This window comes from Acidovorax sp. NB1, assembly GCF_005405905.1.
Classification (GTDB): Bacteria; Pseudomonadota; Gammaproteobacteria; order Burkholderiales; family Burkholderiaceae_C; genus Acidovorax.
The window spans coordinates 1-19350 of sequence record NZ_BJHU01000027.1; the positions used below are offsets into that span (position 1 = coordinate 1).

14 protein-coding genes and 2 pseudogenes are annotated in these 19350 nt (G+C 56.9%); 8 read left to right on the forward strand and 8 right to left on the reverse strand.

What is annotated here, in order from left to right:
• Window positions 1-440 precede the first annotated feature (440 nt).
• Both AvAM_RS26040 and AvAM_RS26045 read left to right on the forward strand, forming a co-directional pair.
• Window positions 441-764 (forward strand): annotated as a pseudogene (locus AvAM_RS26040) (transposase); the annotation flags it as partial.
• Window positions 765-791: 27 nt separating this feature from the next.
• Window positions 792-920 (forward strand): transposase domain-containing protein, encoded by a 129-nt coding sequence (locus AvAM_RS26045; protein ID WP_279213193.1) that lies wholly within the window; start codon window positions 792-794, stop codon window positions 918-920.
• A 10-nt stretch (window positions 921-930) separates the two neighbouring features.
• On the opposite strand, the gene AvAM_RS14340 is transcribed toward AvAM_RS26045, so the two are convergent.
• The gene (locus AvAM_RS14340) at window positions 931-1185 is read right to left on the reverse strand and encodes a hypothetical protein (RefSeq protein WP_137747705.1); all 255 of its coding nucleotides are present in this window, start codon (window positions 1183-1185) and stop codon (window positions 931-933) included.
• A gap of 106 nt (window positions 1186-1291) precedes the next feature.
• Here AvAM_RS14340 and AvAM_RS14345 point away from each other — a divergent pair.
• Window positions 1292-1660, forward strand: a pseudogene (locus tag AvAM_RS14345) (IS30 family transposase); the annotation flags it as partial.
• Between the two features lie 289 nt (window positions 1661-1949).
• Here the strand turns inward: AvAM_RS14345 and AvAM_RS14350 are convergent.
• From AvAM_RS14350 to AvAM_RS14365, 4 genes are read right to left on the reverse strand one after another with little or no spacing between them, the layout of a single operon-like run.
• Complete coding sequence (locus AvAM_RS14350; protein WP_137747706.1) at window positions 1950-2282, reverse strand: SMR family transporter; 333 nt, start codon at window positions 2280-2282, stop codon at window positions 1950-1952.
• 42 nt (window positions 2283-2324) lie between these two features.
• On the reverse strand, window positions 2325-5435 hold the full coding sequence (locus AvAM_RS14355) for an efflux RND transporter permease subunit (protein ID WP_137747707.1): 3111 nt from the start codon (window positions 5433-5435) through the stop codon (window positions 2325-2327).
• Entirely contained in the window at window positions 5432-6544 is a 1113-nt protein-coding gene (locus tag AvAM_RS14360) for an efflux RND transporter periplasmic adaptor subunit (protein ID WP_137747708.1), read from the reverse strand. Before AvAM_RS14360 ends, AvAM_RS14355 begins: the two co-directional genes overlap by 4 nt.
• A 20-nt stretch (window positions 6545-6564) precedes the next feature.
• Complete coding sequence (locus AvAM_RS14365) at window positions 6565-7116, reverse strand: TetR/AcrR family transcriptional regulator (protein ID WP_137747709.1); 552 nt, start codon at window positions 7114-7116, stop codon at window positions 6565-6567.
• A gap of 80 nt (window positions 7117-7196) precedes the next feature.
• Between AvAM_RS14365 and AvAM_RS14370 the strand changes: the two genes are divergently transcribed.
• Complete coding sequence (locus AvAM_RS14370; protein WP_137747710.1) at window positions 7197-8585, forward strand: efflux transporter outer membrane subunit; 1389 nt, start codon at window positions 7197-7199, stop codon at window positions 8583-8585.
• An 829-nt stretch (window positions 8586-9414) separates the two neighbouring features.
• On the opposite strand, the gene AvAM_RS14375 is transcribed toward AvAM_RS14370, so the two are convergent.
• Window positions 9415-10614 (reverse strand): site-specific integrase, encoded by a 1200-nt coding sequence (locus tag AvAM_RS14375; protein WP_137747711.1) that lies wholly within the window; start codon window positions 10612-10614, stop codon window positions 9415-9417.
• A gap of 90 nt (window positions 10615-10704) precedes the next feature.
• Between AvAM_RS14375 and AvAM_RS14380 the strand changes: the two genes are divergently transcribed.
• The 4 genes from AvAM_RS14380 (at window position 10705) to AvAM_RS14395 (ending at window position 15088) form a co-directional block, all read left to right on the forward strand.
• Entirely contained in the window at window positions 10705-11703 is a 999-nt protein-coding gene (locus AvAM_RS14380) for a DNA-binding protein (RefSeq protein WP_137747712.1), read from the forward strand.
• 252 nt (window positions 11704-11955) lie between these two features.
• The gene (locus tag AvAM_RS14385; RefSeq protein WP_137747713.1) at window positions 11956-13320 is read left to right on the forward strand and encodes a hypothetical protein; all 1365 of its coding nucleotides are present in this window, start codon (window positions 11956-11958) and stop codon (window positions 13318-13320) included.
• A 223-nt stretch (window positions 13321-13543) separates the two neighbouring features.
• Window positions 13544-14557 carry a sensor domain-containing diguanylate cyclase gene (locus AvAM_RS14390; protein ID WP_137747714.1) on the forward strand — a complete coding sequence of 338 codons (1014 nt, stop codon included), beginning with the start codon at window positions 13544-13546 and terminating at the stop codon, window positions 14555-14557.
• 177 nt (window positions 14558-14734) lie between these two features.
• On the forward strand, window positions 14735-15088 hold the full coding sequence (locus AvAM_RS14395; protein ID WP_137747715.1) for an H-NS family nucleoid-associated regulatory protein: 354 nt from the start codon (window positions 14735-14737) through the stop codon (window positions 15086-15088).
• Between the two features lie 596 nt (window positions 15089-15684).
• On the opposite strand, the gene AvAM_RS14400 is transcribed toward AvAM_RS14395, so the two are convergent.
• Window positions 15685-17796, reverse strand: a complete 2112-nt coding sequence (locus tag AvAM_RS14400; protein ID WP_137747716.1) for a S8/S53 family peptidase — start codon at window positions 17794-17796, stop codon at window positions 15685-15687.
• Window positions 17797-18374: 578 nt separating this feature from the next.
• The coding region (locus tag AvAM_RS14405; RefSeq protein ID WP_171012233.1) for a Tn3 family transposase at window positions 18375-19350 on the reverse strand (976 nt) is incomplete at its 5' end.

Sequence of the window (19350 nt, forward strand, 5' to 3'; positions counted from 1 at the left end):
CCAAATGCATCGATAACTGGCACCAATGGATGAAACCGACCACGGTTTGACGCCACGAATCGCAGATTTGAAAGTGAACAGGAAAGTCAATGAAATCAACGATCTACCAACACCACCTCCGCGCCAGTGCTAGCTTTTCGTACCGTCACTTATTGCACTGAAAACGAGGAGACCCCATGATAGGTAGGCAACAGAAGTGCCTCGACTCATGGCAATGCTCTGGGTGCAAGACCCCATCAAAGTCCAGAAAGAGTATGGGCACAGCGCGACTTCAGAAACAGATTTCCAACAGGGATGAAATTTCTACCGTAAGCGGCCAGCCATGGCATCTTGAAACAATGGCGTACTCGTAGGAGCCTCGTGTCCACCTCAACTCTAGGTGGATACGTGAACACTACTCCTGAACAAAGCGGCGAAGGTCGTCGGCGCAGACGCTTGTAGCCGCACAGGCCATCCAGCGCATGGCCGCGCTGTACCGGATCGAGCAGCAAGCGCGCGAGATGACACCGGCGGATCGGTTGGCACTACGACGGTTGCACGCACAGCCGCTGTGGGACGAGTTGCATGTGTGGCTGCGGCTGGAGAGAACCCGTGTGGCGGATGGTGGGGGCATCGCCGCTGCCCTGGACTACAGCCTCAAGCGCTGGGAGGCGCTGGGCCGATTCCTGCACGATGGTGACGTCAGTATCGACAACAACCATGTCGAGCGCCTGATGCGCCCATGGGCGATGGGGCGCAAAGCGTGGCTCTTCTGTGGTAGCGAACTGGCTGGTCAGCGGGCCGCCATGGTGATGAGCCTCGTGCAGTCAGCCAAGCTGCATGGGCACGATCCCTGGGGTTACCTCAAGGACGTGCTGGAGAGACTACAAACGCATCCGAGCAACCGGATTGATGAGTTGTTGCCTCATCACTGGCAGTGAGGCTAGGGTTCTAGTGTGGCAAAAGGCTCAGTCCAAGGGACTTGGAAAGCTCCTGGGCTTCTTCAAAGCTTGGGCAGCAATCGATCCAGAAATCAGGATCTGAGCAGACGTAAATTGCATAGGCAGGCGCCTCACCAACTTCCCGTTGCCGGACGACATCGACTTCCACGCCGTCTGCAAGATAGCGGGCCATCGTCGAACGGCATTCGGGGAAAACCTTTGCGACGTGCGCAAGTTGGGTAGATGTCAGATCTGGGGTGCTCATAGGAGCAAACCTTACTACAAGTTCTGGACACCGCAATGTCTCAGACCCCTCAGCGAACTCGCACTGACTAAGAGTGCAGGCGTCAAGACGGAGTGGCTGGCCGCTTACCAACGTCTTGCAGGGCTTCACGGACAAGCTGCTGGGCATTGCCCAGCCGATGCGCCTGAGCATGACGTACGACCAGGGCAGGGAGATGAGCATGCACAAGAAGTTCAGCGAGCAAACCGGCATAGCGGTGTACTTCTGCGACCCGCACAGCCCCTGGCAGAGGGGTTCCAACGAGAACATGAATGGCCTGGTGCGCCAGTACCTGCCCAAGGGGACCGACCTGAGTATCTACAGCCAGGAGCAGCTCGATGCGATAGCCGATGAGATCAACGACCGCCCAAAAAAAGGGCTGGGGGTACGATCACCGCTGGCCGTGTACCGCGAGTTGCTGAACAACAACCCGCAGCACTCCACGCTTGTTCATTGAAATCCAGGGTGTTGCGCTTCGCTTTTGAATCCGCCCAAGGTGAGCCCGACAGGGTGCCGCCTGATCAGAAAACGATAGCGAGCCTCTCAAAACCCTGGGAAATTCACATTTCAGTGTCGTACTTCATTGGTTTTTTGTTGAAAGTAGAACTCGGTTGGAAGGATTTCGAGAAGTCCCCAATAGGTATGCGAGCGCTCGCAGCGAATTCCCCAACTGGAAAGATCGGACAGGTTTGAACATGTCGCCGTCGTGTCCTTTGTCATGTCCGGAACGACCAGCAGCGTGCGAATCAGTGCGGGCTGCTCTTGGAGAATACGTTGATCACAATGACTCCAGAAACAATCAAAGCCATGCCACCGATGGCTGCGGCGTCAAGCCGCTGCTTGAAGATGATCCAGGCAACAATCGCAGTAAGCACGATGCCGGCTCCCGACCACAACGCATAGACAATGCCAACGGGCAAGACCTTGAGCGTCAAAGAAAGACAGTAGAAAGACCCGGCATAACCTAGCGCAGTAGCCAAACTTGGCCAGAGATTGGTGAACCCTTCAGATGCCTTCAGAAAAGATGTTGCGATAACTTCGAGAACGATGGCTGCGGCGAGGTAAAGGTAAATGTTCATAGTGTGCCTCCTTGAATAAATAGTCAGAAATGCCCATCAAACCTAAAGGGGTGCGGGAGTGGCTTGAGGCTCGGACTGCCGCTCCAACCACCGCGACAAACGGCTATCGAACAACAGTTCATACAACGCGGGAACCATTCCGAGCGTGACCAAGGTCCCCAGCGCCAGGCCACCAATGATGGTGATGGCCATGCCTGACCAGAGGGGGCCTCCGAACAGCAGCAGCGGGACCAGGCCGGCCACGCAAGTCAGTTTGGTCATCACGATCGGCCGGAAGCGCTGGACGGCCGATGTGATGACGGCATCGCGCGAACTACGACCCGCGTGCAGTTCGGCCTCGATGCGCTCAAGCAGCAACACAGCGTTGTTGACGATGATGCCGGCCAGCGAGAGCAGACCAAAGTTCGCCATGAAACCTAGCGGCTCTCCGGCCAGCTTCAGCGCAGGTGCCACACCGATCAGCGTAAACGGGATGATGGACAGGATCAGCATCAGTTTTCGGAAGGATCCGAACTGCCAGATGAACAGGATCAGCATGGCTATACCCGCGTGGGGAAGGTATTCACTAAGCGCCGCGTTGGCTTCAGCGGCCTCTTCGATTTCCGCTCCCAACTCGATGCTGTAGCCTGGAGGCAGGTTCAGTCCAGCGACGGCGGGTGCCAGTCGATCAACGACCTGCTGGGCGGTATCAGTCTCGCTGCGTCCCTCAACGATCAGCGTGCGAGAGAGATTTCGCCGTCGGATGACGGAAGGCTCTGAGCCTACGGTGACGCTGGCAATGGCTGATAGCGGTACTGGTGTGGCCCCCGCTGGGTACACCAGCGTATTGGCCACGTCGTGTGTTTGCTGCCGCTGCAGCGCAGTGCCACGAACCACGACAGGCACCAGGGTGTCGCCGTCGCGCAGCACCGAGACATCAATGCCGGAGAACCGAGCCGCGAGTGAAGTGGCGATGTCTTCACTGGTCACGCCGAGTCGGCGGGCTTTGGCCTGATCGATCTGCACTTCGACGCGCGGGACCCGGTTGTTCCAGTCGTCTCGCACGCCTACGACGCCGGCCACCTTGCGCAGTTCCTCCTTGATCTGCTCGCCCAAACCCTTGAGTACCGCCTCGTCTGGGCCATAGATCCGGTAAGCCACCGTGCCCGAATCGCTGGACCCCAGCGAGAACCTCTTGACTTCGCCGCGAACCTCAGGATAGGTTCGCGACAGATAGTCGCGCGTACGCGCAATCATCGTGTCGAGCTCGTTCTTGGAGGTCACTCCCACTGTGAAGTAGCCAATGTGTGAGGCAGGAAGCGGCGGGTTCAGCCCCAGAATGATGCGCGGTCCGCCATCGGCCACGTAGCCGATGCTGGTGGTGACCTCGGGGTTGACTTTTTTGTCAGAAAGCCAGCGACTGATAGCTTGCACCTTCATGAGCGTCGCACGTGAATCGCTCCCAGGCTGCAGCTCGATCGAGACCTGGTACTGGGGGCGGTCAGACTTCGGCAGGAATCCCGCCGGCACCGTCGACAGCAGCAGCAGGGCAAGTGTCAGCAGGACCGCCATGGCGCCGAAGAAGACCAGCTTGTGATCCAGGATGGCGTTGATGGCGCGGCGGTAGACGCGGTAGAAGCGGGTCTCTGGGTTGGCGTTGGTGTTGTCCTCGTGCGTCGCGTGTGGCGAGACCTTGAGGAAGTAGTAGCAAAGCAGCGGCGTCACAGTAAGGCACAAGAGCCAGGAGCCCAACAGTGCCAGTGCCAGCACCACCACCAGCGGACGAAGGTACTCATTGATCGAGGTGTTGCCGAAGAAGAAGGGCGAGAACGCGAAGATGATCACCAGAGAGGATGTGAGCAAGGGGATCGCTAGTGACTTGCCGGCTTCGATGCAGGCCTCGCGCCGCGGCTGTCCGGCCACAAGTCGGCGTTCGATGTCTTCGGCAATCACGATGCCGTTGTCCACTAGCAGGCCCAGGGCGATGATGATGGCTGCCATAGATACGCTGTGCAGCTCGATGTGCAGGAACTGCATGGCGATCAGGGTACCCAGAATGGTCAAGGGCACGATGCTGCCGACGATGACGCCAGCTCGCCAACCCAGGAAGAGTACGACCACTGCCATGACGATCACGATGGTCTCTCCCATCACCTGATTCATCTTGCCCATCTCGCGGTCCACGACATCAGCCTGAAAGGTGACGTAGTCCAGCGTGAAGCCGGCGGGTAGTTGCTGCTGAAGATCGCTCACGCGTGCCTTCAGGCTCCGGCCGAATGCCTGGATGTTCTGGCCCGAGCGCATCGACACCCCGAGGACTACCGCTGGCTCGCCGTGATAGATCGCGGCGGAATCTGGAGGGTCGGCAGGGAGCACCTGGATCTGCGCAATGTCGCCCAGGCGAATCGTATTGTCGAAACGACCATTGCGACCGGGAACGCTGAGCACGAACTCACGCAATGCTTGAAGCGATCTGATTTCGCCTGAAGCCACCAAGGCGCTGTTGAGTCCACTCATCACCATCTGACCACCTGACAAAACCACGTTTTGCTGCTGGAGTTGCTGCAATATCGCAGGTGCAGCCAAGCCCAGACCGGCCAAACGAGCCTGATCGAACTCGATGTAGACGCGCTCGTCCTGCAGACCGTGAAAGCTGATGTTTTGCACGCCTGGCAGTTGGTAGAGCCGATCACGCAACTGCTTGAGTGGCTCTCTCATCTCGCTCATGGTGAATCCCGGCGCGGTCACCGCGATTGAAGCAACTGCGACGCGACCGAAATCATCGTTGATGACCGGTGGGAAGGTGCCGCTGGGGAACTGCGGCGATACCTCAGCCACCTTTGCCCTCACTTTTTGCCAGATCGGCGCCAGGTCGGCATAGCTCTCTTGTATCGTGACTTGCACGATGACCGAACCGGTTCGGACGGTGCTGACCACGTGCTTGAGTTCTGGAAGCTCACGCAAGCGCTGCTCAAGTGGTCGAGCAACCAACTGCTCCATCCGCTCGACAGGCAACCCGGGGTTGGAAACAAAAATCATCGCATCGCGAATGGTCGTCGACGGCTCCTCCTGGGACGGAAAGCGCAGGAACGCGAAGACGCCCGCGACCAGTACCAGAAATGCGACGAACAATGTGAGCCGGCTTGAGCCCAGGGCCGATTCGGTGAGCTTCATGGCTTGGCTCCGTGAAGTAGGGTCGTCGACGTGTGCTCTACAGCGGCTTGGCCTTCGCTCAGAAATGGCGCCCCGGCGACCACAACCTTGTCACCCTCGCTCAGTCCGGACTTCACGGGGAGACGACCTCCTGGCAGCAGGCCACTGCCGAGTTGAACCGCACGCCCCACGAGTTTGGAATTTTCCAGCAAGAGGATGCGGCCTTGCCCGGAATCGCCTGCGGGGAGCAATGCCGTAGCGGGGATCGACAATTCCCTGTTTTCAAGGGTAGGCAACTCTATCGAGACCATGGCGCCACTCCGAAGAGCGGGCTCTACGCCAATGAAGCGAAAGACGGCCTGTACCAGCGAGCCGCTCTCATTGCGGCTGGAAATTCGGTCCAGCTTTACCTGCATCTCATCCGCATGTTGGCCGGGTTGGGAGGCGGTCGCCTGCGCAAATTGCCCAGGTGCGATCCGCGCTGCCACCGACTCTGGCAGCATGGCGACCAGCTCCAGCCCTGCGCCCGCTTCGATCTGGAAAACAGGGAGACCTGCACTGATATCGGCATGGGGTTGGGCATTGCGCGCCACGATCACGCCGTCGAAAGGCGCGGTGATTCGCGACAAGGACAGCTCCCGTCGGGCCAGAGCCAACGCGGCCTCTGCGGCCTGAAGCTGGCTTTGCGCGATGCGATGCTGTGTTTGGACTGCTTCCAGCGTTGTCTCGGAAATGATCTGGTCTTTGGCAAGCGATTCGTTTTGGCGCAGCTGAGTGGCCCGCTCGGCCAATGCCGCAGCAGCCGAGGTGCGATCCGCCTCTGCTTTCTCGATGCGCCGAAGCGCGGGCGAATCATCAAGACGGGCCAGCACCTGCCCCGACCGTACGCGGTCCCCCACGTCCACATGTATAGCGTTGATGCGTCCCGATGACTCGAAGCCGAGCTCTGCGCGTTGGCGTGCACGCAGGGTGCCGATGAACGACTCTCCAGCACGCACTTCGCCGCTACGAATGATCTCCACCTTGACAGGGCGAGGCTCGAAGTGGGTAGGTGAAGGTGCTGGGGAGCAGCCGGTGATCAGTGCGGTCAGCAGCGTGAAAGCCGCAGCCTTGTAAGTAGAGGAAGGCATATGAATCCAGTGGGCAGGGATTAAGTGAGTTCTTTGGCCAGGGACTGAAGCGCCAGGCGCATGGCTTGGCGCTGCTGATCGCTGAAGTGATGAAAGTCCAGGAGCTCAAGCAGTGAAATGCCGTCTATGGCCGCGCTGATCACCAGCGCCATTCCCGTGTGTGAACTCGATCCGGCGAAGTCCCTGTAAGTGCGGTCGTACAACTCCCGCACGGGTCCCAGAAGGTGGGGGTAGCTGGAAGCTGCAGCGAGCAAGTTGCTCATCAGCTGCTTTTCGCTCGATTGCATATCGAACGTGTCATTGATCAGCGCCAGCAACATGGCGCTGCCGCCGTTGCCGGCTTCTGACGCCTTGGCGCGGGTGCGTTGGTCCCACTCGTCAAGCATGGATTGCACTAGAGCTGCCAGCAGATCGTCTTTGGTTTTAAAGTGATAGATCAGGCCACCCTTTGTGACGCCAGCAGCAGCTGCGACACCCTCCAGTGTCAATTGCTGAACGCCTTGTGTGGACACGATGTGGGCAGCGGCATCAATGAGCCGCTGCTTGCCGCTGCGCTGGGATGGATTGGGCATATCAAAAAATCAAGTAGTTGAAACTATACTGCACGTATAGTACAGTAACGACCATTCAAGGTCAACAATCGAACTTCTCAATGCCCATCCCCATCCCGAACCACAGATCACTGATCGCAATAGCCACGTTTATGCTGCTTGGCGGATGCTCAACCGCACCACCTGCGTCGCCGCCAGCTTCTCTGGACACGCCCCAGGCGTGGAGCGTCGATGTGGGAGCCGAGTCCTCTTCCAAACCAATGACCGCGACTGCTTGGTGGCGGGACTTTGGCAACGCGGAACTGAATGCGCTGGTGGAATCAGCATTGCTGGCCAACACAGATCTGCGCATCGCTGCAACCCGGGTTGCGCAGGCGCGGGCCTTGGTAGAGAGTACGGATGCTGATCGCTATCCCCAGTTGGGCCTGGCCGCCTCCCTACAGCGCGGCCGGGACTCGAGCGCTGATCCGAAAGCCAACGTTGGCCGGGGCGCGCTTCGCGCCAGCTGGGAGCTTGATATCTTTGGCGACAAAGGGCTGGCCAGCTTAGCCGCCGAACGGGACGCCGATGGGGCAGAACTGACTCGCCAGGCCCTGCGTGTGGCGGTAGCGGGAGAGGTGATGACTGCATATTTTGACGCGCAGTCCCTCGCACGGAGAGAAGCAGTAGGCCGTTCCTCAGTTGAAACTTTGGAGCGCCTGATCGATGTCACCCATCGCCGCTTTCAAGCAGGTCAGATCAACAAGCTGGACATCGACAGGCTGGAGGCCGAGCTGGGTCTGGAACGAGCCAACATAGCGCAATTGAAAGGTGCGCGAGAAGTCAGGCTGCGACAGATGGCGGTCCTTTTGGGAAGGTCCAATCCTCCGATGGGCCTGACTTTTCCTTCGAACGACAAGGGCAGTTCGGCCATGCCCGCGCTAATTTTGCCGATCGAGCTCTTGGAGCGTCGACCAGATGTCCGAGGGCCGGCCCGTGCAATTGAAGCAGCTGTCGCCCGCCTCGGGGTGGCCAAACGCGATCTCTATCCACGGATCACACTCGATTGGTCTGGCAGCAAGGAGCGCTTGAGCATCGGTGGAGCGAGTGCCTCGCCAACGACAGTCATTGGCTATGGTGTGGCACTTTCTTTGCCTGTCTTCGATGGAGGTCGCATCCGCGCCAATATCGAGATTCACGACGCGAAAGCACAGGAAGCGATGCTGGTGTACGAGAAGGCCATGCTCGTCGCGCTCGCTGACGCCGAGGCGGCCGTGGTTCAACTCGCGTCCGCCAGCGAAAGTGTCGCCGCACTGGAAACCGCACAGGCTGCGGGTGCCACTGCGGTAACCAAGAGCGAGCGACTGTTCAATGCCGGGTTGGTGGATATCAACACGGTGCTTGCTACTCGGCGCAGCTACTTGAAGGGATATGACGGTCTACTACAAGGGCAGGGAGCCCAATTGACGGCTGCGGTGGCAGTGCGCAGGGCGTTCGCCGGGCGAGTGTGACCTCCGCTGTCAAAGAGCCGCCCATCGGTTCGGCAGAGAACTCTGGACGGCTTCAAGGCTGCCGCCAACGCGGCTTCGGGCTGCAGCCCGCATTACCTGACGGTTTGCAAGGCACGCAACGCAATCTCGAACCCCACGTCGTGAGCACCCACGAGACTTGCGGCTTCACATTCCTTCAGGTCGGCCAGGAGCTGGTCTGTGCGGTCTATGGTCTATGGTCTGTGGTCTATGGCGCCTGGTACTGCGGGGTTGGCTGTTTCCAGAGCGGGGGCCTGTGAATATCGTACAGAGACCGGCCCCCTGTCATTTCCGCTGCAAAAAGCCGCATGGAAACCTGCCCCCCGGCGGGGCCAGCTCGCCGCTGATGGGGTACTGGCCCAACGAAGCAAAATACCCGATAGCCCATGAAATCAACAACCGCCCAAGAAAGGTCTTGAGGTTGCGATCACCGGTGGTGGTCTACCGGGAGTTGTTGATCAACCACCCACAGCGTTCCCCCTTGTTCAAATTCCAGGGTACTGCGCTTCGCTTTTGAATCCGACCTTCTTATTTTGGCTGACACCTGTCTACCTTTGCTGTTTCCGACGTTGCTGTGCAGCGGTGCTGAGCTCTCTTGGCGCCCCCGCCGCATGACAGTCGGTGTGCCCGCAGCTCCGAAGGCAGCAACTGGCCGAGGCTGTGTGAAAACGTCGAGAGACGAATTTTGCAGAGGTACTTCACCCCTTGCTCGTATCGAGATCGTGCGGTGTAGGCCGATCTCAGCGGATCGTTAAGTCGAGGGCGCAACGCGGGTTTTCACACAGCACTGGTAGGCCGGCGCACTTACACATCAAGGTTGAGTCCACCGTATACGGTGAGCGCTGGACGTCAGGTCATGGCGAGCATCGTCCTCTGTGTGGAGATAGATGTTGGTGGTGGCAATGTTCGCGTGTCCCAGATTGTCCCGCACGGCCTTGAGGTCCATGCTGTCGCTTTGGTGGGTGCCTGCGGTATGGCGCAGCCAGTGTGCGGATGCCTGCTCGATATGGGCGGCTGCCGCTTCGTGTTCTGGCCCTTGCTGGCGCAGGCGAGCTGCTGTTTCACGAAACACTTCCTTCACCAACTCGTGCACAGCGCTGCGCGCCATGGGCCGAGAGCTCCCAATGAGCGGTAGTAGTAGAGCAAGACTTTCCCCCTCTCGAGGGAGTGCTGCCAGGTCGTTGGCCTTGCGATAGCGCATCAACTCCGAGAGCAGCTCATCAGTCGCCGGCACCGCCCGAGTCTTTTCTCCCTTGCCGGAGACCGCGAGCCACCAACGTTCGCGCCCATCGGCACCTCGGCGCCAGTAGAAGTCACCCATGCAGTTGGTGCAAACCTCGGAGATCCGAAGGCCTCCGATATAAAGCAGCGAGAAAAGCCAGCGATATCGGGCCGCCTGCTTGGCAAGGCGAGGTGTATTTGCGGGCAATGCCTCGATGGTGGCGCGCACCTGTGCCCAGTGTTCGTGGGGCAAGAATCGGCTTGTCTTGGCTGGCCGCGCCACGGACCTGCGGCGCCTGAGTGCAAGAGGATTGCCCGCCAGATACCCGGCCTGGACGAGCCAGTTGAAAAGGCCGTTGAGTATGGACAGCGCCTGGCGCTGGCTCTGCCGGTCCAAGGGCTTTGCAAACGGACGCCAGTGGGGTGACGCCCTGGGGGGCTTCTGAGCGACCTGCATGATCCAACGACTGGCTGGTTGCGGGTCGGCGAGAAAACGCTCGTACGCCAGGAAGTCCTCGTGGGTCAGATCGGACATGGCCTTGCCGTGCTTATGCATGCACCACAGCAGCAGCCTCTCGGCCTCCTTGCGATAGCTGGAGAGCGTCGCCGGCGAATCCTGGTACCGCTCAAGCCAGGCCAAAACTGCCGCACGGTCGTCGTCGGCCGCCACCTGGGGGAGCCCTGAGGCCCGATTTCGGCCGCGCTCACCTGACAGATGGGAGGGCAGCACCATGCCGGCCAAGGGCACCAGACCACCAGAATCTAACGGTAGGGTAGCCAAATCAGTCATGCCGCAAATTCTATGGACATTAGATTAATTATGTCCAAAAATTAGAAATAAATTCATTGATTTATACGTTATACGTTGTATTATTTAAGAATGAGCGAAGAATCAGAAATACAAGCCGAAGTTGAGGCCTTGCGGGAGCGTTTCAGCGACACCAAAACGCTGTATCGCGAGGTGTGTGCGCTGCTGTTTTTTCGATACGGCATCACGCCTACCGCCAGCAAGCTCTACCAGCATGTTCGCAAGGGCTCGATGAGCGCCCCAGCCGAGGCGTTGGCCAAGTTCTGGGAGGATTTGCGCGGCAAGGCCCGTGTGGAGATTGATCACCCCGATCTACCAGAGGCGCTTAAAGAGGCCGCAGGCCAGGCCGTCAGCGTGCTGTGGGCCCAATCGACAGAATTGGCACGCGAGGAGCTTGCGGCCCTGCGCGTCGAGGCGCGGGCCGAAGCTGACAGTGCGAAGGCAGCACTGCAAGAAGTACAGCAGCGAAACGCTGCGATCGAGGCTCTCCTCCTGGAGGCGCAGAGCAAAGGCGCCGAACTGGAAGGACGCGTGCACCACCTCGGCACGGAGTTGGAACACGAGCGCCGCGCGCACGCCGCCACTGCGGCGCGTGCCGAGACCCTGTCGCGCCAGGTGGACGAGTTGAAATTGGAGCAGTCCAAAAGCCGCCAGCATTTCAGTGCGGAGCTGGATAAGGGGCGTGCAGCCATCGACGAGGCCGCCTCCCGAGCGGCCGAGGCTGAGCGCCGTGCGCTTCGCGAGATTGACCGGGAGCGCACCGCTCGCGCTCAGATGGACAAGCAACTGGAGCAGCTGCGAGGCAAGCTCACAGAGGCGGAGCGGGATCACCACGCCAAGCTCTTGGAGGCCAATGCAGCGCAGGCAAGATTGGCCTCAGATCTGGAGAGTGCACGATCTTCGCTGGCTGACAGCGCCCGCGTGAACCAATTGCAAGGCGTAGAGCTGCAGCAGGCGCTGCAGGCGGTGGCGCAACGCAAAGCGGAGGCAGACACCTTGCGCGCTCTGGTAGCGCAGTTTCAACCGCCAACCAGACCGGTGCGCAAGAAGAAGCCTGCGGACGGCCAATGATTGCTTGCACGTCGGCCGCGAGTCAGCGAAAAAGACCCACGCAGAATTTACATACTTGATAGCGACGATCCGATGGCACGCGACGACTTCACTAAACGCACCAAGAATCAGGCTTATCAACGGGTGGCTGACCGTTGTTCCAAATGCCGTGCCACCACCTCCGCGCCAGTGGGTGAAGTTGATTTCTCCAACGTTGGGGTTGGCGCGCATATTCATGCGGCATCGCCCGGGGGACCCCGATACCTCGCGACCATGACGGTAGAAGAACGGCGCAGCTTCGGCAACATCATCTGGCTTTGCCAGACCTGCTCAACGATCATTGACCGGGACCCGGATGCGTATTCAGCAGATACGCTCAAAGCATGGAAAACATCGGCTGAGGCAAGGGCTTTGTTGGAACAAGGCAAACCGCTTCCTGATGAAAAGGATATTTATCGCATGGCGGCCATGGCCATGGGCAACCGGACGCCAGGGTTTTACCCTGAAGCCATTGGCAATGTTCACAAGTCGCTCGTCGATCAACTGGAGTCTGTTGACCCTAGGTTCACCATCTCCACGGCTTACTCGGGTGGAAACACAACGATCATGCTGGGAGTGAAAGAGACGGTGCCTTTTTCCATCAAGATTGGGCCGCAATCGGTTGATGTCTGGCGCAAAGGTCTTCAGGCATCCATCGACGAGGGGCGTGAAGCGACGCTGCCACTCGATGGGGTAGTGTTTGAAGGATCAAAACTCTTCGACGTGCTTCACAAAGATGCCGACCTGGCAACGATAACGATCATGCCAGCGGCACGTCCAGCCGTGATGAAGATACTTGCACCCCAGACAGAACCTGCAGTTTTTGAAACCATTAACGGTCAACTAACAGCTGGACGCAAACAAATCCGGTTTGCAGGCGCTGGATGTGGCGGTCTTCTGGACGTGGAAATTATTTTTACACCGACCGGTAGTGACGGTGTCCACTCGGTATCCAACCTGACCACCAATGTGCGAGCGTGGCAGGGAAAGGAGGGGGCCAGCCCTCCCTACCTGGACGCGTTCATCAATTTGCTAGAAACGATTCTTGACTCCTCCGCCTCCATCTCATTTACTTTAGAAGTCGAAGGAAATCAGGCTGCATCCGGGAACTTTCATACTCCCAAGCATATTGAGGAGATAAACGAAACGCTGGCATTTGCCTTCTATGTTAGGCGAGCCAGAAATGTGCTTCGATATCTTCGAAAAAGTGCGCCTATCGATATCTTCGAGCCCATTTCTACTGAAGATCATCGGACCTTGGCGCGAGCTAGCGATATCGTTGAAGGCAAGCTCTCCTACCAGCGCTCACAAGTCACAGCACTGCCGGAGATAACGGTCAGCTGTACTGTTGAGGAGGAAAGAAACCTGATGGAGACTGTGCGCGGAGGAGGCTTTTCCGTACTTCAGCAGAAAGAACCCGCATCAATGGTCACCATCTATGGGAAGCAATATGAAGTTCCGGCTACAACAAGTTATTACTCTCCAGTGAGATTGCATGTATTGAGCCGGAACAAGAGAAAGAAAGTCGTTGAATTTCGCTTGCAGATTGAAATGGCAGATAACTTTACGAGTCAAACGTCGTTCGATATGCAGGAATAAGATTAGCCAGTGGGCTACCGAAGCGAAGCACCAGGGATTTCGAGAAAATGACTGTGGAGTGCACAATCATATTCAGGCAAGAACACAAAGCGAGCCGATCTAGCAGAGATTTGCTCTCTTACTTGAGCGGTATGTAAGAACAAAACTGACGTACAGTGCGATGAGGGACGACATCTACCGATGGACTGACTTGCCAGCCGTTCACCCTACCGACTTTGCAGCCATGGATCCGCTTCTCGCCCGACTATCCGATTCCGTCGTTCGAGCCAAAACGCTTGAGGACTTGGCCCGTCCCTTGCTGGACATGCTTGAGAAGGTCACTCGGTTGGAGTCAACGTACCTCACGACCATCAACTTCGAGCAGGCCTTGCAACATGTGCTCTACGCTCGAAACACGCGCACGATGGTGGTACCCGAGGGCCTGACCGTGCCCTGGGGCGACACTCTTTGCTACCGCGCGCTCAAGGAGGGGCGCATGTTCACGGCCGATGTGCGGAGTTGCTGGGGCGATTCGGAGGCTGCAGCTGCCCTTGGGATACAGACCTACGTGAGCATGCCGGTCAGACTTTCCGATGGCGCAGTGTATGGCACTCTCTGCGCAGCTAGTGCCGAACGTGCGGAGCTTCCGCCCGAGACCGAAAAAATGCTGCAGTTGTTTGCCAGTCTGATTGCACAGCAGGTTGAGCGCGAGCAACTTCTGGAGGAGCTTCAGCGCAAAAACGAGCAGCTGACGGCCATGGCCTTGCTGGATCCCCTCACCGGCGCTCCGAATCGCCGAGCGTTGTTTGAAGAGCTTGAGCGATTGCAGGCGCGCGCACGTCGCTCAGACAGTATGGTCATGGTCGCGTTCCTTGATCTGGACGGTTTCAAGCAAGTCAACGATGCCCACGGCCATGAAGCGGGCGACGCGCTGCTGTGCGCTGTTGCAAACCAATTGCGTGCCGTCATGCGTGAAAGTGACTTCTTGAGCCGTTTTGGGGGAGACGAGTTTGTATTCGTCGGCCCAGGTCCCCAGCGTGGCCAGGGCGCGGCCGAGGCCATCCGAAGCTTGCAGTCACGACTTCAGGATGCGACGGTGTGCCGCGTCCCCTTGGCGGGGCAACGAACGCTAGAGTACCCAGGGGCAAGTGTAGGTGTGGTTTGTGTTGACCCTTGCGAAGGCACTTGTGACGAGGCCATCCGCCTCGCAGATGAGGCTATGTACCAAGCCAAGTATTCGCGGCGTGGCTTGGTTTAGCACTGAGCAGTCGCTGCGCTGAGCGAAAAGTTCAAGTCGCTTTGTGCCCTCCTTGAATTTCAACTGAGCAAATTGGATCGTTCTGGCTGATGTGGGATCTTGACCCGTATCCGGGCACAACCTCCAGTGAGGTCACGCACCGCACTACTGTGGTGGTGCACCGGGCCCTTGGCGTCCATGCCCCGCAGTGATGCGGCACTGGCGCGTCACTTCACGTATCAATGGGAGTTTGCATTGCCAAAGACACTTGCTCAGATGAAGAAACGGTTTGAAGACGCAATGACCGAGGCCACTGAAGCGGAGGAGATCATTCCTCTAATGAAGCAGGCCATTGCTCGATTTGGTTTGGAACCAGGCGACCTTTTTGACGGGGAAATCTCTGAGACGACCACGACCTTGTATAGGGACGCCAACGGCAACACGTGGGGAGGACGCGGGCGACGTCCTACTTGGCTGAATGAAGCGCTTGCACGCGGCAAAACACTGGAAGATTTTCAGCTTGACGGCGTGTTCGGTCGCAAGCCTAAGTAATTGATTTAAAAAGAACTTTTCCCACAGGTTTCTGTTTTTGCACGAAAACCGAGATCACCCCTAGCAGGGCATGGACGGCCGGGCCGTACATGTGCCACAAAGCCGGTCGCCTGGACTCGTCTACCAGTGGTTTCCGTTTCTGCACGGAAACCGAGATTGCCTCAAGCTTCACGGCAGTGCTGTGGCGGTCTAACCATGGACAGTACAGCGTCCACCTCTGCCTCGCACCCACTCTGCTGGACTATGCACTATCGATAGGCCGGGAACTGTAGCTTTGCATGGTTTTCCCGATTTCGTGAGGCCAGAGCAGATTACTTTGTAGCCAGAACGGTGCCAACCCAAGTAGTCTTCGCGACTGACGCTATAGTGCTCTGACAGATACCCAACAGGGTCAGCCGAATATCGGATCAGCTCTGTCGAAGTGAGATGCAGCGTGGTTTGGCCTGAAGCATTGTCATGGCACACATAAAAGCCCACTTGCTTCGCTACAAGGTCTTTCACAACTTCTTCCAGATGCTCAACCATCTACGGCTCCTCGACCTACGACCTACGACCTTGCTAGTCAAAATGCTTCGGCAGTAAAAACCAGTGAACTTTCACGGGAATGCAATTCTGCGCCAAGTTTGTACACCGCTGGCAATTGTGCTGCTGACAGGGACGCTGCCGGTCGAATTTACCCAAGCGATGAACTGATCGACGCTATGAGTGGGATTCGTACTCTTGTAGATGGCTGCAAACCCTGAGATATGAGCTGCAGCGAGGGATGTGCCCCAGCCTGCAAGCAAATCGGTATCCGAAACGCGTCCCGCTCCATTGACACCAATAGCATTTTCGTCACCACCAGGCGCCAAAAAAATTGGATACGTATACTGACTTAAAGCCGCGATATTTGATTTTGTCGCGAGCGTATACCCAATTTCATCGTTTAGTACAGAAGCAGCTTTTATTGAGTATTCACTACAAGCAGGATGCGAAAGCGCAGTTTGAATCTGGTAATTTCCTGTCGATGCAATAACAGGTACGCCTGCGGTCCTAAGTTGTCGAATAAGATTTCTGATGGCGATGCTGACATTGGCATCACAGTCGGATGGGTAACTGGCAACGGTACCGATACTCAGATTGACAACCAGCGCTGCAGGTGAGATGGGCGTAGCCCCGCCGGCCCTCAGAAGCACCGACGAGAGCCCTTTTTCCAAGTCGTTCAGATAATATGTTTTTTTATTATTGATGCGATCATATGAAAAAATATTTATCGAAATGAGTTGGGCGTCCGGTGCAACCCCTTGCAATATTCCGCTAGCCACGTTCGGCGATGCGCGGCCCGCAGCAACCGAAGCCATTAGCGTACCATGCCCGCACCGCTGCTGATCAATCAGCTGGCATCCGATGAGATCACTGTTTGGTTCACCCGCATTTGGAGTCCCCGCTGGGCTATCACCGAACAAATCCTTGTTAGGACATACAGACTTAAAGCCTCCGGAGTTTGACCCAAAACAATCTTCGCCGACTACTTTAGTAGTACCGCTAAAGAGAAACATCTCGTGATTTTTTCGAATGCCGTCATCTAACACGGCAATCGCTACACCACTACCCTTATTTCCAGAAGCCCATGCAATAGGCATGTTAATAGTCGGCATGCTCCTTTGAAGTTGCGGAACACCCAGTGGACGGTTTTCACGCAACTCCAAGATTCGTGGATCATTTTTAGCGCGGAGTCTAGACAGCTGATCCTTGGTAAGCATCATCTGAAACGACCCAATTGAATCTCCGACAGGATCGCTTTGTGGTATTTTTATATTGGCATCAGTAAGAATTTCCGTCATGGCTTCTCGATTAGCCATTGCCTGATTTTTTCCTCCACGGGAATTCCAATTTAAATCAGGAGAGAAAAGTACCCCACCACGTAAAGAAATACTTACTTCTACCTGTCCCTCTTTTTCGGCTATATCGGATGCTCCTGCAGACCAGTAGGTGGTCCGAGGATCTTGATAGCCGATAGGCCGAATTCCTCGCACATCAGGATGATTCTGCAGGAGGAGCAACTTTTTCTTGTCGATGGAGGTCGTTATTTTTATTGGTAGCGCATTGTCTAATGCCAGAGCAGGTCCGGAACGGCCTAGTTTTTGAAAATTTTCCCGGATTTTCTCAATAAGAGAATTGGCCTCAATGATCACCTCGCCGACATTTACTATATGGGTTGAGCCGTCTTGCAATAATTGATATTTGGCACTCTGAGTGCCAAGAATTATTTCGGCATTAACCTCTGCTCTAGTGCGCAAGATTTTCCGGAGGGCCGTAAGGCTGCCATCCAGATCCATAGCAGTAATGCGCGATTTGTCAGTGGGATCTATTGTAAAGGCCAGTGCATTCTGGCTGTTTTGAAGGATGCTAATTCCTTCTGATTTTATATACATCCCGATCTGCCCACTCTCGCTCTCCCAGGCCCCTTCGGTAAATGCTGCGTTTCCTAATTCTGCTTTTAACGCACGTATGGTATCTACATCTTTTTTCAAATTATTGTTTTTTTGCTCTGGCGATAATTTTTCAAGTTTCTGGTGGCGTAGGGTGATCATCACTCGTACCTCGCCTTCCTCATTCACCGCATCTCTCATCCGCTTCAGGCTACCAGGATCAACAGTCGCCGCTTGCAACGTCCCCATGCTAAAAGTTAGTGCAATGGCTGACGTCACAGATAGCAGGTGTCGCATCTATCGCTCCAGAGAAGTTTGTGGTCTACGAAATCGTAGTTGCCGATTCTGGGATGGCAAGTTTTAAATGAGCGAGCCAACCAGGCTACTTCGCAGGCGTTCCTTGTTCACCCCCCTGCGCATAAGCGCCAACGCCCGATCAGGATTGAGTGGACTTGAAGGCCAGGGCCGTGGCTTGCGCAGATCCGTGCAAAGGCACTATACGTGGCAGCCATCCGCCTCACCGACCGAGGCCATGATCGAAGTCACGCGTTCGCGGCAAAGCCTAGAGGATCACTGAGCAGGCTCTTCGCTGTGTGAAAAGTCCCCGTTACCGAGCGGAACTGCTAACCCGGTAAATCGCACGCAAAAAGAGTTGCCCATTTTTTAAGCAAAACTCTAAGTTGTTGATTTCATTGGGTTTCATGGTTTGCTAACCCGGTAAATCGCACGCAAAAAGAGCTGACATTTGAAAACTTGCGCGCATTCCGGAGTGCGTCTTGGACCGAGGGATGATGGCTGATTGTGGGTGGTCGCCACGGCTTGGATTCAGGTCTTGGCCCCGGATGGTTCGTTCTGCTGCAGCGCAAACAACCGGCTCATTTCAGCCGTGCTACACGCTGCTTGGCTGGGCGCTCAATCAGCGCATCGATGTACGGATCCATGTCAAACGCGATCGTCCCCCGAAAATTCACGTGCTCGAAGTGCACGGGTCCGATGCGGCGCAGCCAGCTTTCATCTATGGGGTGTTTGGCCACCTTCCAGCGATCCACGACATCTTGCATCTTCATGGTGTTCCAGCTGATCACGACGTTGGTCAGCAGGGTGTGCGCTGTTGAGATAGCCCGCAGCTCATCAGCCCTGCGCCCGCGTGAGACTCCTACACGTCCGTGGTACACAGCGCGCTGCAGCTGGTGTACAGATTCGCCCCTGTTGAGCAAGGCATGCATCTCGCGGCGAAACTCGGGAATGGTGAAGTAGTCACACAAAAAGATCGTACGCAGCAACTTGCCCAATTCGTCTGCGGCAGCGTGCACGGGATCGCCCCGCGCCGCGCTGCCAAGGCGGGCGATAGCTTCTCCAGCTGTCAAGCGCCCTTGCCGGATAGAGGCAACTAGGTGCAGTAGGTCCATCCATCCGGCTCGAATCTTCCCAAGCGAGACCTTCCCAACGGTTAGGCGCTCCAAAGCTTCCGGCACGGTGTCCCCCCTGGCCAAGAACATCTTACGTTCCGACAATTGGCGCAAACGGACGCACAGATCGAAGCCCAGCAACTTGGCGATAGCCATCGCTGCGTTGGTGTAGCCATGGGTGTCCACAGCAAGCAGGGATAGTCGGATCTGGTCCTCGCGGCGGGAACAGTTGTGCGCTTCGACACCGTCCACCGCTGGCGCTGCTTGCCGGTCATTGATCACGATAGGCTGGTCATGAAACAGTGCCCAGGTATCAAGCATGTGCACATAGATGCCAACACCATGCTGCTTGCGGCGGTATTCCATACGCGCCGAGTGCAGGTACCGTGACGTATCGAGCGTCATCGAATCAGAGGATGCTTTGTCGCCCTGGCCCCAGAGT

What these genes read in the sequence shown, in the direction of transcription:
- AvAM_RS26045 (WP_279213193.1), top strand. Translation starts at nt 792, where the DNA reads ATGAGCCTCGTGCAGTCAGCCAAGCTGCATGGGCACGATCCCTGGGGT.
- AvAM_RS14340 (WP_137747705.1), bottom strand. Translation starts at nt 1,185, where the DNA reads ATGAGCACCCCAGATCTGACATCTACCCAACTTGCGCACGTCGCAAAG.
- AvAM_RS14350 (WP_137747706.1), bottom strand. Translation starts at nt 2,282, where the DNA reads ATGAACATTTACCTTTACCTCGCCGCAGCCATCGTTCTCGAAGTTATC.
- AvAM_RS14355 (WP_137747707.1), bottom strand. Translation starts at nt 5,435, where the DNA reads ATGAAGCTCACCGAATCGGCCCTGGGCTCAAGCCGGCTCACATTGTTC.
- AvAM_RS14360 (WP_137747708.1), bottom strand. Translation starts at nt 6,544, where the DNA reads ATGCCTTCCTCTACTTACAAGGCTGCGGCTTTCACGCTGCTGACCGCA.
- AvAM_RS14365 (WP_137747709.1), bottom strand. Translation starts at nt 7,116, where the DNA reads ATGCCCAATCCATCCCAGCGCAGCGGCAAGCAGCGGCTCATTGATGCC.
- AvAM_RS14370 (WP_137747710.1), top strand. Translation starts at nt 7,197, where the DNA reads ATGCCCATCCCCATCCCGAACCACAGATCACTGATCGCAATAGCCACG.
- AvAM_RS14375 (WP_137747711.1), bottom strand. Translation starts at nt 10,614, where the DNA reads ATGACTGATTTGGCTACCCTACCGTTAGATTCTGGTGGTCTGGTGCCC.
- AvAM_RS14380 (WP_137747712.1), top strand. Translation starts at nt 10,705, where the DNA reads ATGAGCGAAGAATCAGAAATACAAGCCGAAGTTGAGGCCTTGCGGGAG.
- AvAM_RS14385 (WP_137747713.1), top strand. Translation starts at nt 11,956, where the DNA reads ATGACGGTAGAAGAACGGCGCAGCTTCGGCAACATCATCTGGCTTTGC.
- AvAM_RS14390 (WP_137747714.1), top strand. Translation starts at nt 13,544, where the DNA reads ATGGATCCGCTTCTCGCCCGACTATCCGATTCCGTCGTTCGAGCCAAA.
- AvAM_RS14395 (WP_137747715.1), top strand. Translation starts at nt 14,735, where the DNA reads ATGCCCCGCAGTGATGCGGCACTGGCGCGTCACTTCACGTATCAATGG.
- AvAM_RS14400 (WP_137747716.1), bottom strand. Translation starts at nt 17,796, where the DNA reads ATGCGACACCTGCTATCTGTGACGTCAGCCATTGCACTAACTTTTAGC.